The 14,454-nt window shown below is 45.5% G+C and carries 13 protein-coding genes; 6 read left to right on the top strand and 7 right to left on the bottom strand.

The genetic code is table 11. The features are described from left to right. Positions 1-2 precede the first annotated feature (2 nt). Both ilvN and AB5170_RS19520 read left to right on the top strand, forming a co-directional pair. A complete protein-coding gene (gene ilvN, locus AB5170_RS19525; protein ID WP_118579761.1) occupies positions 3-515 on the top strand; it encodes an acetolactate synthase small subunit in 513 nt (170 codons plus the stop codon). Positions 516-583: 68 nt separating this feature from the next. After that, positions 584-1,537 carry a DMT family transporter gene (locus AB5170_RS19520; RefSeq protein ID WP_207742906.1) on the top strand — a complete coding sequence of 318 codons (954 nt, stop codon included), beginning with the start codon at positions 584-586 and terminating at the stop codon, positions 1,535-1,537. 82 nt (positions 1,538-1,619) lie between these two features. Here the strand turns inward: AB5170_RS19520 and AB5170_RS19515 are convergent, their stop codons facing one another. From AB5170_RS19515 to hflK, 6 genes are all read right to left on the bottom strand, one after another. Continuing rightward, positions 1,620-3,530 (bottom strand): ABC transporter ATP-binding protein, encoded by a 1,911-nt coding sequence (locus AB5170_RS19515; protein ID WP_368361573.1) that lies wholly within the window; start codon positions 3,528-3,530, stop codon positions 1,620-1,622. Next, a complete protein-coding gene (locus AB5170_RS19510) occupies positions 3,527-5,284 on the bottom strand; it encodes an ABC transporter ATP-binding protein (RefSeq protein WP_118579767.1) in 1,758 nt (585 codons plus the stop codon). The genes AB5170_RS19515 and AB5170_RS19510 overlap by 4 nt, the downstream gene beginning before the upstream one ends. A 23-nt stretch (positions 5,285-5,307) precedes the next feature. Then, positions 5,308-5,808, bottom strand: coding sequence for a MarR family winged helix-turn-helix transcriptional regulator (locus AB5170_RS19505; RefSeq protein ID WP_148461750.1), 501 nt, complete (start codon positions 5,806-5,808; stop codon positions 5,308-5,310). 242 nt (positions 5,809-6,050) lie between these two features. After that, positions 6,051-6,323 carry an acylphosphatase gene (locus tag AB5170_RS19500; RefSeq protein ID WP_118579773.1) on the bottom strand — a complete coding sequence of 91 codons (273 nt, stop codon included), beginning with the start codon at positions 6,321-6,323 and terminating at the stop codon, positions 6,051-6,053. Between the two features lie 62 nt (positions 6,324-6,385). Then, a complete protein-coding gene (gene hflC, locus AB5170_RS19495) occupies positions 6,386-7,249 on the bottom strand; it encodes a protease modulator HflC (RefSeq protein WP_118579775.1) in 864 nt (287 codons plus the stop codon). Between the two features lie 37 nt (positions 7,250-7,286). Beyond that, positions 7,287-8,237, bottom strand: a complete 951-nt coding sequence (gene hflK, locus AB5170_RS19490; RefSeq protein WP_173769614.1) for an FtsH protease activity modulator HflK — start codon at positions 8,235-8,237, stop codon at positions 7,287-7,289. A 704-nt stretch (positions 8,238-8,941) separates the two neighbouring features. Between hflK and AB5170_RS19485 the strand changes: the two genes are divergently transcribed. From AB5170_RS19485 to AB5170_RS19470, 4 genes are all read left to right on the top strand, one after another. Then, entirely contained in the window at positions 8,942-9,619 is a 678-nt protein-coding gene (locus tag AB5170_RS19485) for a response regulator transcription factor (RefSeq protein ID WP_148461752.1), read from the top strand. Continuing rightward, positions 9,612-10,511 (top strand): sensor histidine kinase, encoded by a 900-nt coding sequence (locus tag AB5170_RS19480; protein WP_368362031.1) that lies wholly within the window; start codon positions 9,612-9,614, stop codon positions 10,509-10,511. Before AB5170_RS19485 ends, AB5170_RS19480 begins: the two co-directional genes overlap by 8 nt. Positions 10,512-10,646: 135 nt before the next feature. Then, the gene (locus tag AB5170_RS19475; RefSeq protein WP_195992003.1) at positions 10,647-11,318 is read left to right on the top strand and encodes an ABC transporter ATP-binding protein; all 672 of its coding nucleotides are present in this window, start codon (positions 10,647-10,649) and stop codon (positions 11,316-11,318) included. A gap of 15 nt (positions 11,319-11,333) precedes the next feature. After that, entirely contained in the window at positions 11,334-13,979 is a 2,646-nt protein-coding gene (locus tag AB5170_RS19470) for an ABC transporter permease (RefSeq protein ID WP_368365140.1), read from the top strand. Between the two features lie 152 nt (positions 13,980-14,131). Here AB5170_RS19470 and AB5170_RS19465 read toward each other — a convergent pair. Beyond that, the coding region (locus AB5170_RS19465) for an adenine deaminase C-terminal domain-containing protein (protein WP_368365139.1) at positions 14,132-14,454 on the bottom strand (323 nt) is incomplete at its 5' end.

Raw genomic sequence — 14,454 nt, 5'->3', positions numbered from 1 at the left:
CAATGGCAGATAAAGGCATGAAAAAAAGATGGATTTCCCTCTACGTAGAAAACCAGGTAGGTGTTCTGTCCAAGATTTCCGGACTTTTCTCCGGCAAAAGCTATAACCTGGACAGCCTCACCGTTGGTACTACAGAGGATCCTACCGTTTCCCGAATGACCATCGGAACTGTAAGCGACGATGAAACGTTCGAACAGATCAAGAAACAGCTGAACCGAATGGTAGAAGTCATCAAAGTTATTGATTTCACCAATATGTTCGTCCGCATGAAAGAGATTCTTTACATCAAGGTTTTTAACTGCTCTTCTGAGGACAAAGTTGAATTATTCCAGATTGCTGAGACTTTCAAAGCCAGAGTCATTGATTACGGTAAAGACAGCCTGCTTCTGGAATTCGTACAGACAGCGACCAAAAATGATGCAGTTGTCAAACTGATCAAAGAAGAATTCGGCCGCATCGAAGTAGTCCGAGGTGGAAGTGTAGGAATTGAATCCATCAGCATGATGGAAAGATAATTTAAACGATGATGCCCCTCCTGTTAAAGGAGGGCATTTTTGTAAATTTTACGAGGGGATAATTCATTATGAAAAAACAACAAATACCATTAAAAAATTCACTGCTTCTCCTTTTGACAGCAACGATCTGGGGAATCGCCTTTGTAGCACAAAGTGAGGGCGGTGAAGCTGTCGGCCCTCTCACTTTCAATGCCACAAGAAACATTATCGGTTCTCTGGTGCTGATCCCGGTTATTTTACTGCTCAATAAAATAAATCCACAGAGCAATTCAGCTGATTTCACAGAATCCGACAGACAGCCAATGGCATCCAGCGGTTCAAATCCATTTTCCCGCAACAAAACCTTAATTGCCGGCGGCATAATCTGCGGTATCTGCCTGTGTCTTGCTTCCAACTTCCAACAGTTTGGTATCCAGTACACCTCCGTTGGAAAAGCAGGTTTTCTCACTGCATGCTACATTATCATCGTCCCGATCCTTGGACTTTTTATGAAAAAGAAATGCAGTCCTTTTATCTGGGTTGCGGTTGTAATGGCACTGATTGGTCTCTATCTGCTTTGCATCACAGACGGCTTTTCCATTGGAAAGGGAGACTTTCTGGTCCTGATCTGTGCTTTCCTGTTTTCCCTGCACATTCTGGTCATTGACTACTTTTCACCAAAGACAGATGGAGTAAAAATGTCTTGCATCCAGTTTCTGGTCTGCGGAATCCTCACTGCTATCCCAGCCATAATTCTGGAGCATCCCAGTCTTTCTTCATTCAATGGTGCCTGGGGCGCTACTCTCTATGCCGGCGTTATGTCCTGCGGTGTCGCCTACACCCTCCAGATCGTGGGCCAGAAAAATATAAACCCAACCGTAGCCTCCCTGATTCTCAGTCTGGAATCCTGCATCTCTGTCCTCGCCGGCTGGATTATCTTAGGACAGAAATTAAGCACCCGGGAAATCATCGGTTGTGTGGTAATGTTCGGGGCTATCGTTCTTGCCCAGCTACCGCAGAAAGAAACTGCCAGTGAAAAATAACACGCTCTAAATCTTCCAAAACCCAAAGTAAGAGGTAACGCTTGAACCTTCCAAACGTTACCTCTTACTTATTTACCCCATATCACCCATTATACAGCTGATAATATTTACCTTTCTGCGCAATTAACTCATCATGAGAGCCTCTCTCAATAACACGTCCCTGCTCCAGAACCATAATACAGTCACTGTTTCTGACTGTGGATAACCTATGTGCAATTGCAAATGTAGTTCTGCCTTCCATCAGCTTATCCATACCATCCTGTACAAGCTTCTCTGTACGGGTATCAATAGAGCTGGTAGCCTCATCCAGGATCAGAACCGGCGGATCTGCTACTGCCGCCCTGGCGATTGCAAGCAGCTGTCTCTGTCCCTGGCTTAAATTAGCACCATTATTGCGAAGCATAGTATGATAACCATCCGGCAGTCTTCGGATAAAACCATCCGCATTCGCCAGCCTGGCAGCTGCAATAACTTCCTCATCTGTGGCATCCAGTTTTCCATAACGGATATTCTCCATAACGGTAGCAGTAAACAGATTAGTATCCTGAAGAACGATACCCATGGAACGTCTCAGATCACCCTTTTTGATCTTATTTATATTGATGCCATCATAACGGATCTTACCATCCTGAATATCATAGAAACGATTCAGAAGATTGGTAATTGTCGTCTTACCGGCACCCGTGGAGCCGACAAATGCAATTTTCTGTCCTGGCTTCGCATACATCTTCACATCGTGAAGCACGATCTTGTCATCACGATATCCGAAGTCAACGCCATCCAGAACAATATCACCTTTCAATTCGATATAATCTGTTTTGCCAGTGGCTTTGTGAAAATGCTTCCATGCCCAGCGTCCTGTACGTTTCTCGGACTCAACCAGCTTACCATTCTCTTCTTTCACATTTACCAGGGTCACATATCCGTCATCTACCTCCGGCTTCTCGTCCAGAAGGTCGAAGATACGCTTCGCTCCGGCAAGTGCCATAACAATACTGTTAAACTGCTGGCTTACCTGATTGATCGGCTGGCTGAAGCTCTTGTTAAAAGTAAGAAAACTTGCCAGGCCGCCAAGAGTAAATCCACCCACACCATTTACTGCCAGCACGCCGCCAACAATGGCACACAGCACATAGCTGATATTCCCAATCTGTGCACAGGTAGGCATCAGCACGTTTGCAAATTTATTGGCATTATTCGCGCTCTCAAACAGCTGGTCATTCAGCTCATTAAACTTCTCAAGGCTTTCTTCCTCATGGCAGAATACCTTTACAACCTTCTGGCCTTCCATCATTTCCTCGATGTAACCATTTACAATACCAAGATTCTTCTGCTGCTCCATGAAATACTTGCCGCTGAGTCCTGCAAGATTTTTACTTGCCACCAGCATCACTCCAACCATGACCAGAGTCACGATGGTAAGAGGCACATTCAAAATAATCATACTTACCAATACACTGACAATGGTAATCACACTGGAAATCAGCTGTGGAATACTCTGGCTGATCATCTGGCGCAGTGTATCAATATCATTGGTGTAGATAGACATGATATCGCCATGTGCATGTGTATCAAAATATTTAACAGGAAGTGTTTCCATGCGCTCAAACATCTCATTTCGAAGATTGCGTAGGGTGCCCTGACTGACATAGATCATCAGACGGTTGTACGTATATGTGCACGCCACCCCAATTGCATAAAAACAGGCTACACGAAGAATTGCCATTGCAAGAGGATGGAAATCCGGAGTCTCAGATTGAAGCATAGGCATGATATACTGGTCAATCAAAGTCTTCATAAACATGGTTCCCTGCACATTGGCAAGAACACTTACCACAATGCCGATCACAACTACAATAATATGGATCCTGTAGTTCTTAAAAATATACCCCATCAGTCTTCCAAGCATCTTGCCCGGATTCTCTACCATAGGGCCTGAACGGAAGGCTGCCCCGCTGCGGCCTGGCTTCTTTATCGGTCTTTCATTGCTCATGCCTGCTCACCTCCTCTATTCTCATCAAAATCTCCACCACCCTTTATCTGTGAATTATAAACCTCCTGATAAATGGCATTGGTTTTCATCAGTTCCTCATGAGTTCCAAATCCGCTGATTTTTCCCTCATCCATGACAATGATCCTGTCCGCACTCTGAATACTGGAAATACGCTGTGCAATGATCAGCTTGGTAGTATCCGGAATTTCTTCTGCAAAAGCTCTTCGGATACGTGCATCTGTGGCAGTATCTACCGCACTTGTGGAATCATCCAGAATCAGTACTTTGGGTTTCTTAAGAAGAGCTCTGGCGATACACAGACGCTGTTTCTGACCGCCGGAAACATTGGTTCCGCCCTGCTCAATATAAGTATTGTATTTGTCCGGCATTTTCTCAATGAAGTCATCCGCACAGGAAAGCTGACACGCTCTGCGGCACTCTTTCTCCGAAGCCTCTTTATTTCCCCAGCGCAGATTCTCCAGAATGGTACCGGAAAACAGCACATTCTTCTGAAGTACAACTGCTACCTGGTTACGCAGACTATCCATATGGTAGTCACGCACATCCACGCCGCCAACTTTCACTGATCCGGAGCTCACATCATAAAGACGGCTGATCAGGTTTACCAGACTGGACTTGGCACTTCCGGTTCCACCGATAATACCAATAGTTTCTCCTGCGCGGATAGAAAGATTGATATCCTTCAGCACCGGCTCCTTACTGTCCTTCTTATAGCTGAAATCCACATGATCAAATTCAATACTTCCGTCTGCAACTTCCATAACCGGATCCTGCGGATCATGAAGATCTGCTGTTTCATTGATAACCTCAGTTACACGCTCTGCACTTGCTGCGCTCATGGTGACCATAACAAATACCATGGAAAGCATCATAAGGCTCATAAGAATATTCATACAATATGTAAGAAGACTCATCAATTCACCTGTAGTCAGACTGCCGCCAACGATCATGTTCGCACCAAGCCAGCTGATTCCAAGAATACATGCATAGACTGTAAACTGCATAACCGGCATATTCATAACTACCAGCTTCTCAGCTCTTACAAACATTTCGTAAACTTTATTGCAGGCTTTCTGAAACTTAGTGGTCTCATATTCCTCACGTACATAAGCCTTCACAACGCGGACTGCGCTGATATTCTCCTGCACGCTGGCATTTAAATCGTCATATTTCTCAAATACTTCCCGGAAATACTTAGTCGCCTTTTTCATAATAAATACGAGAAAACATCCAAGAAAAATAACAGCAATCAGGTAAATGCTGGCAACCCTTGCATTGATCATAAACGCCATCGCCATGGCACAGATCAGACTGGCCGGGGCACGGGTACACATACGCAGGATCATCTGGTATGCATTCTGCAGGTTGGTCACGTCTGTAGTCAGACGTGTGATCAGACTTGCAGTACTGAACTTGTCAATGTTTGAAAATGAAAATGTCTGAATGTTAGTATACATTGCTTTACGAAGATTACGGGCAAAACCGGAGGATGCGTATGCTCCGTATTTTCCCCCAAGAATACCGGTAACAAGTCCTGCAACAGCAAGAAGCGCCATAATGGCACCCTTTCTGTAAAGATAACTGATATTACCGGCTTCCACACCGTTGTCGATCATATCTGCCATTACAAGAGGAATCATTGTCTCCACCACAACCTCCAGTATCATAAATACCGGTGTGAGGAAGGAGGCCTTCTTAAACTCCTTTACCTGGGCAAGTAATGTCTTTATCATCAGGTTCTCCCCTTTCTTTTTTGTTAGTTTTCATCCCGCAGACAGCACTCTCTTTGGGCATTTTCCCGGATCATGTCCAGAACTTCCAGGAAGCATTCCAGTTTTTCCTGGGGAATGTCAGACTTCAATACTTTCTGGATCCGGTCAAAATTCTCCATAATTTCCATCTGAAATTCCATTCCCTTTTCTGTAAGCACCAGACGCTTCAGTCTGGCATCTCTTGGAATAGGTTCTCTGGTAATAAGCCCTTTCTTCTCCATTGCCTGAAGGATTCCTGAAGCAGTAGAACGCGCCATCTGAAATTCTGCTTCCAGGTCTTTCTGGAAAACAGCCTCTTCTGAATGTCGGTACAGATAACCAATGATCCACCCCTGCATGCGGTTAATTCCGGCTTTTTCATCCACCTTGGACTGATACGAATTCACCAGACGCCCAATTACCTGATTGAGAGTACGAACCTCATACCCTATTTGCCGTTCCGCCCTGCAGCACTCATCAGGACCAGTTTTCTTCTTTTTCTCCATCTTTCCCTTCTTTCATATACTTCCATACAAAATAGTTCATGTGCGAACTGTTCGGGTTCGAACTGTTCGTGCACGAACTAATTATAAGGGGCATGTTTCTGAATGTCAATCCTGTTTTTTCAATATCCGCTTTGCTATTTGCTCGCGGAGCGTTTTTTGTGTAATAGGAAATTACTCCGTAATATTCCTATTACACAAAAAAATACCAGAAGCAAAATTCCCATTGCTCCTGGCATCCCTTTTTATTTCGAATAAAAGCTCCACTCCCTTTCATCCACAGGCAGGTCTTCCATCTGATAATTCTCAATCCGGATGAAACTTCCCATCTCGATTTCCTGAATCATACGCTCAATTCCGGAAAGCTCTCCCTGGACTTCCATTTCCACTCTGCCATCCCACAGATTGTCCACCCAGCCGGTAAGATCATTGGCTCTCGCCGCATTTTTGGCACGGTAACGAAATCCAACGCCCTGCACCTGCCCGGAAAAATATATGTGTTTTCTCACTATCGCCATCTTTTGTCACTCCTTATGTACCTTATGATATACGTCAATACCGGCAGATGCAAGAATTTTTATTATTTTCCCTCAAAAATCTGAGCAATCGGGGAATCCGATGACAAAATAACGGTCTTGTTTTCTCCTTGCATAGAAGCTTTCAGTGCTTCAAGACTTCTTACGAAGGAATAAAATTCACTTCTCTCATCTTCCCCATAAGCCTGGGAAAGAATTTTCATATATTCCTGTTCCCCTTCTGCCTTCAAAATCTCAGCCTGCTTCTTCGCATCTGAAATCTGAATGGTCACTTCCTTATCCGTCTTGTTCTGGATTACCTTTGCTTCTGAATCGCCTTCTGCTTTATATGTAGCAGCAATATTATCACGCTCTGAGATCATTCTCTCATACACAGCAGCCTTATTATCGTCCGGCAGATCCAGCTGCTTTGTTTCAAATTTAATCAGCTCTATTCCATATTGTTCCATATTATCTCCAATGGCTTCCATCACCATATCCGATAATTCTCCGTCCCGGCTTGTGATCACTCTGTCCTGGGAAAGACTGCTGATCACATTTTTTGTGGCATTATATACGGCCGTATTAATTCGGCTCTCGCTGTTTTCCAAAGAAGAGTTCAGAGTCTGTGCAAATTTAAGGGGATCTGTGATTCTCCACAAAACATAGCTGTCACTGATCATGGTTTTCTTGTCCTTGGTAATCACATCAGATGCTTCCAAATCATATAACAACGTTTCCTTTGGTAAAGACTGTGTTCTTTCTATCAATGGAATTTTAAAGCTGATTCCCGGTTCGCAGATCACTCTGTCAACTTTACCAAACTGACGGATCAGCTTGTATTCATTTTGTTGGGTTATAGTTATGGAAGAACCGATTATTACTGCTCCGAGAATGCCTGCTATAAGTGCCGCTTTTTTCATTTTCATAATTTTTTATCCTTTCTATCAGATACTTATCTTAACTTCACTTAGTTTCTTCACTTGTATCTTCTTCTGTTTTCCAGTCTCCGGAAAAAGAATCCAGCGGCAATATCTTTTCCACGCCACTTCCGTTGTCGATCACAATCTTCATACCAGGCAACACATCTTCCATGGTTTCATAGAACATTCGCATTTTTGTGGTCTCCGGATTCTTCACATATTCCTCATACATTGCATTAAATCTTGCCACCTCAGCTTCTGCCTCATTGATCCTCACCTGTTTTTGTGCCTCCGCATCCTGAATAATCTGGTCTGCCTGGGCCTGCGCTTCGGGAAGCTTTTCGTTCCTGTATTTATTAGCATTGTTAAGCGCCGTTTCTTTTCCCTGTTTCGCAGTTTCCACCTCTTTAAATGCTTTCATCACTTCTTCAGTAGGCGGCTCGGAATCCTGTATTGTTATGTTGACCAATTGAATTCCCAGATCCTGTTCCTCCATCTGATTCAAAATCATTTCTTTGATCTTGCTCTGGATTTCTCCTTTTCCGGTGGTCAGAACCTCATCCACGTTATAGCTTGCTATTACAGTTCGGATACAGCTTTGCGCAATATTTTTTAAAATCTCTTCCGGCTGCTCAGAGGTGTAAAGGTATTTTACAGGTTCTGAAATTCGATATTCTACAAAGAAATCCACATCAATAAAATTGTAATCCGAAGTGATCATGATTCCTTCATTTTCCACCACCGCATTGTTCCCCATACTGTATCCTATTGGAAATCCCTGGATCGTGGTATTTACCTTCTGCACCTGCTGTACAAAAGGGACTTTGAAATGTAATCCCGTTTCATTCACTGCCTTTGGCACTCCAAAGGTTGTGAGTACTGCCTGTTCCTGCTCCTGAATCTGGTAAGTTGTATCCAGAGCCAATCCCCCTGCCGCTATAAGCCCAATAGCACCGATTGCCAGATATTTCATTTTTCCATTTCGCTTACTCATTTTTCTCCTCCATCTCTCTTACTAACAATAGTTGTAAAGCGTTCAAAAAGGGAAAAAAAAGACTTTTATCCCAGGCACTGTTATAATGCCTGAAATAAAAGTCTCGCTGATTATCTCATAATGCGGGTAGTTTCATCTACCGTTCTGACGCATTTATGCACCATTCAGAAAAAATGGATTTCCTTTTATCTCTTCATGGCCGCTACTCCCTTTTCTTTGAGCGATATCATATCATAAGTATTCATGAAAATCAAGATGTTTTTTTATGTTTTTCAGTTCTTATTAATGCCTTGTTGCTGTTCAGGGGCTAACCCTGTGTTACTGTTCACTCCGTTCACAGTAACGCGCTTCGCGATGCACAGAAATCATGCATTCGCATGATTTCGCGCCGCAATTCTCGGGTTTTCTGTGAACTTTGTTCACAAAAAACGCCTCGCGGAATGTTACCAGTGAACAGTAACAACCCTGTTTCAAAAAACAGGACAACTTTTTAGAGAATATGGATTTCTTTACATTAGCATGATACAATTAAGAAAGTAAAAAAACGGCACAGCATAGATCATCCGGCTTGCTGATTGGGATACAGCGAAAACAAACAAATTTGCAAACAGAGCAATAGCCAATAGCCTATCTTCTGAACTGTGAGAACGAAAAATTGCCCAAGGAAATAATGGTGGCATTTGAATAACGAGGGAGTGAGATACATGGAACAATTATTGATTATTGAAGATGATATAGGGTTGAATCAGGGTTTAAGTAAAGCACTGAAAGCAGATGACCGTCAGATTATATCCTGCCAAGACCTAAAAACGGCGAAGGAACAGCTGCTTTGCGGCGGTGTATCCCTGATCCTGCTGGATATCAATCTGCCGGATGGCAGTGGGCTTGAGCTGCTTCGGGAGGTCAAGGAAAACCTGCCCGGAATTCCTGTTATTCTGCTGACTGCCAATGACACCGATCTGGACATCGTAGACGGACTGGAGAGAGGCGCTGATGATTATATTACCAAGCCCTTTTCTCTTTCGGTTTTGCGTGCAAGGGTGAATACCCAACTGCGAAAGCAAGCGTCAAACCATAAAAATGCGCCGTTCCATATGGATCTATTTCACTTTGACTTTGAGGCTATGACCTTTTATGTGGGAGATTCAAAAGTTGAATTGAGCAAAACAGAACAAAAATTACTGCGTCTGCTTGTTGAAAACCGAGGCCGAACCATGACCCGTGGAGACCTTGTCGACCGGATCTGGACAGATGGCGCAGAATATGTGGATGAAAATGCTTTGTCTGTTACGATCAAGCGTCTGAGGGATAAGCTTGGCGCACAGAAATACATTAAAACCATCTACGGAATCGGTTATAGCTGGGTGACAAAAGATGAATAAAACCGGCATTGTGATCCTGCTGCTGTGTTTTCTGGCGGCGGCAGCTGTTGTATTATGGGAGCGGAGAAAGGTCAGAAAAACGATGGAAGAAATCGAAAGGATGCTGGACGCTGCCATGACCGGCTCCTTTTCTGAAACCAATTTTGATGAAAGCCAGCTATCTGCATTGGAAACAAAGTTTGCGCACTATCTTTCTGCCGCAGAAGCATCTTCTCAAAACATAGCGCAGGAAAAAGACAAAATCAAAACCTTGATTGCGGACATCTCCCACCAGACAAAAACGCCGATTGCAAACCTGCTGTTATACAGCGAGCTTCTGATGGAGGAAACTATGCCTGCATCGGCGAAGGCAAATGTGGAGGCACTGTATAAACAATCGGAGAAGCTGCGATTTCTGATCGATTCTCTCGTAAAGCTTTCCAGACTGGAAAACGGGATCATTTCACTCGCCCCCCAGCAAGTAGCGTTGCAACCTCTGCTTGAAAGCGTAGTAGAACAATATGCCGCCAAGGCTTCTGAAAAAGGTTTGTCTTTGCAACTGCAGGATACCGATACTTTTGCTGTATTCGACTTCAAATGGACAGCGGAAGCGCTGGCTAATATCGTAGACAATGCCATCAAATATACAGAGCATGGCACCATTACTATTTCTGCTGTAAGCTATGAAATGTTTGCAAGGATCGATATATCGGATACCGGTTCAGGCATCCCGGAAACTGAGCAAGCAAAGATATTTGCCCGTTTTTACCGCTCAAATAGTGTGCAGAAACAAGAAGGGGTCGGCATTGGCTTATACCTTGCCCGACAGATCATATCCGGCGAGGGCGGTTATATCAAGGTTGCTTCCGTTCCGGGAAAAGGAAGTACGTTTTCCATATTTCTGCCGAAATAACAACAATTCTATCAAAACTGTTAGATTTCATTTTCCGCCGGAAAGAATGTGGAAAGATTCCTATGCGATAATCTGTATGTATCAAAGGATCATTTTCTTTCATACATACATATTTTTTCATGGAGGTACTCATTTATGGAAGTTTTACAGGCAAAAAACCTGAAAAAGATTTATGGCTCCGGCAATAACGCAGTTCATGCGTTGGATGGAGTTGATTTAAGTGTAAAGAAGGGCGAATTTGTTGCAATTGTCGGCACATCCGGCTCCGGCAAATCCACGCTGCTGCACATGCTGGGCGGGCTGGATCGCCCTACAAGCGGCACGGTCATGGTGGACGGACAGGATATTTTCTCCCTGAAGGATGAAGCCCTGACCATCTTCCGCCGTAGAAAAATTGGCTTTGTGTTCCAAGCATATAATCTTGTTCCGGTGCTGAATGTGTATGAAAATATTGTTCTACCCATTGAGCTGGACGGTGGCAAGGTCAATAAGGATTTCGTACAGCAGATCGTGCAGACGCTTGGACTGAGCGACCGTCTGGATGCGCTGCCCAATCAGCTCTCAGGCGGTCAACAGCAGCGAGTAGCCATTGCCCGTGCGCTGGCGGCAGCACCCGCTATCATTCTGGCAGATGAACCCACCGGCAATCTGGATTCCAAAACCAGCCAGGATGTATTGAGCCTTTTGAAAGTCACCAGTCAAAAGTTCGCCCAGACAATCGTAATGATCACTCACAACGAAGAAATTGCGCAGATGGCAGACCGCATTATCCGTATCGAAGATGGTCGGATCGTCTCCCAGAACTAACGGGAGGTGGCTACGATGAATGTCAAAAATCGAAAATGTATTCGAAAACTCAGCTTAAAATCTCTTTATGCGAACCGTCGTCGCAATCTGATCGCCATTTTTGCCATTGCGCTGACAACGCTGCTATTTACTTCCATGTTCACCATTGTCTTGTCACTGAACGCCAGCTATGAAACCTACCAGTTTCGGCAGGTAGGCGGCTATGCACACGGCACCTTTAAGGATGTTTCCCCCGAGCAGGCGGAACGCATCGCTGCCCACCCAAAGGTGAAGGCTGCGGGGGTACGGAAGGTAATCGGTATCACTGCGGAGGGGGGCTTTGCCAAAATACCGGCAGAGATCAGCTACATGGATGCCAACTGCACTAAATGGAGCTATGCAACCCCTACTACCGGACGGATGCCCGAAAGCGGCAAAGAGGTAGCCATGGATACGGCAGCGTTGCAGCTGCTTGGCGTAACGCCGGAGCTGGGTGCCGAGGTCACGGTTTCCTATTCCATTACGGACAAGGATCAAACCGCCTTTACTGTAACAGATACCTTTACGCTGGTGGGCTATTGGGACTATGATGAACTAATGCCTGTTCATTACATCAACATCAGCCGTGATTACGCAGATGACATCGAAGCGCAGGCAGTGAAAACAGGTTTACAGCCTTTCCGCACCGATTTGAATGTCATGCTGGCCTCCGGCACAAACATTCAAGGGCAGATGGAGCAGGTGGATACCGATCTTGGCTACACATGGGACAGCTATACCGATCCCAACAGCGTCCGGATCGGCGTCAACTGGGGATATACCTCATCCCAGCTGGAGTCGAAGCTTGATCCGGAACTTGTGATCGCCATAGCAGCTTTTTTGCTGCTGGTGATTTTCACGGGGTATCTTATCATCTATAACATTTTTCAGATCTCTGTTGCAGGGGATATCCGGTTTTACGGACTTCTGAAAACCATTGGCACAACGCCCCGGCAGCTCAAACGTATCATTCGCCAGCAGGCACTTCTGCTTTGTCTGATCGGCATTCCGGCAGGGCTGCTGCTGGGCTACGGCATCGGCGCTGTTCTGGTGCCTGTTGTCTTGCGCTCCACCCAGTTGGATGCAGGCATCACCACCATCAGCACATCGCCTGTGATCTTCCTTGGTTCTATGCTGTTCGCCTTGTTGACGGTGCTTTTGTCCTGTTCCAAGCCCGGAAAAATGGCAGCTAAGGTCTCTCCGGTGGAGGCTACCAAATATACGGATGCAATGCAGACCAAGAAAAAACAGCGCAGCACCCGGGGAGCGAAGCTCCATCAGATGGCCTTTGCCAATTTGGGACGAAACAAGAAAAAGACGGTACTGGTGGTGGTGTCTCTGGCACTGTCGGTGACACTGTTCAATGCACTGTGTACCTTTGTGGGCGGCTTCAGCATGGAGAAGTATGTATCCGCCAAGACCTGCGCCGATTTTATCGTCAGCACGCCCGACTATTTCCGTTACAACTCAGCAGATGAATTCATCACGCCAGAACAGATCGGAGAGATCGCAGCAAACACAAAGGCCAGTCTTTCCGGCACGGGATATGCTGTGCGAAAACCCGCATATCTGTGGATGACGGAGGATGCTCTGCGGCAGGACTATGCATGGTTCGAAAACGCCGAGCAGTTGGACAGCCATATGAGCCGTCTGGAGCACCGGGGCAATATGGTGATGGGAAAGACCAGAATTGAGGCTCTGGATAACAGTCTGTTTGACAAGCTGCAAGTGTTCGACGGAGATATTTCTCCCATGTTGGAGCCGGACAATAACGCCATTGCCATTGCGGTTTCCTTAGATGACTACGGTAATCTGCCCAATCTTGAATACTACCCCAAGGTGGGAGACACGATCACCGCTACCTATGCGGACGATGTGAAATATATCGACAGCCGCACCGGGGAACTCTGCACCGAAGATACACCGGAGGAGTACCTTCAGGAAAAACTGTATGGAGCCAGAGATGTAGCGTACACGGTCTGCGCCTTGGTAGAGCTTCCGTATTCCATGAGTTATCGTTATGGTGGTATTGGATATGAGACAGTTTTGTCTGTGGATACCGCACAGCGGGACAGCGGTGGTGCGGCCATTCCGCTGCTCTACCTGTTCGACACAGCGGACGAAGCGGACGAGGCCGAAGCAGAGCAATATCTATCGAAGCTCACTGCCGGTGAGTTTTCGCCCTTGATGTATGAAAGCAAGGCCACGGCTCGCTCTGAATTTGCTCAGTTCCGGCAGATGTTCCTTCTGATAGGTGGTATCCTCTGTGCTATCATTGGGCTGGTGGGACTCTTAAATTTCTTCAACGCCATGATGACCGGTATTCTTTCCCGCCGCCGTGAATTTGCTGTGCTTCAGGCTGTAGGAATGACGAACCGGCAGCTCAAAACCATGCTGATCTACGAGGGATTGTTTTACGCAATGTCCTCCGTAGCGGTGGCTTTTATTCTGTCGCTGGCGGTGGGACCTCTTGCAGGAAAAATGCTGGGCAGTATGTTCTGGTTCTTTGAGTATCGATTCACCATTCTGCCTGTCCTGCTGACAATTCCGGTATTTCTTCTGCTGGGGTGGCTGATTCCTTGCATGATGTATGACAACGCAGCGAAATGCAGTGTTGTAGAGCAATTAAGGGATGCTCAATAACTGTTAAGCAAAAAACGGCCCTCTGCCAATGAAAAGGCAGAGGGCTGAAAATCTACGGGTTTATATTCCGTCACAGTTTTTAAATAGGTTTCGGGGTTTCGTTCAAAACAAGACAACCGTCTCGTGTATTGCACTCCCGCAATCCTGGTATCTTATAAAAACTTCCACGCTTCCACATCAAAAACGCCTCTTGGTGTAATTCGGATCTGCGGAATAACCGGCAAAGCCATAAAGGACAGCGTAATAAACGGATCATGACCGTCTTTCACACCCATTTCATGAGCTTTATGGATCATTCGCCCAAGAGTCTCATTGTCTTTCTCAAAACCATTATCACTCATCAGTCCCATTACAGGAAGGGCAAGCGTGTCAAATACTTTATGATTCTCTACGATCGTATAGCCTCCCTGAGTACGCATCAGTTCCCGCACAGCAAGCTCCATGTCCTCATCATTATCTCCGATCACAATAATAT

It is taken from the genome of Ruminococcus sp. RTP21484sp1_RTP21281st1_A8_RTP21281_210402, from assembly GCF_040914025.1.
GTDB classification, from domain to species: domain Bacteria; phylum Bacillota; class Clostridia; order Lachnospirales; family Lachnospiraceae; genus Blautia_A; species Blautia_A faecis.
The sequence above is the reverse complement of the archived record's forward strand: the minus strand, read 5'-3'. Positions and strand labels throughout refer to the sequence as shown.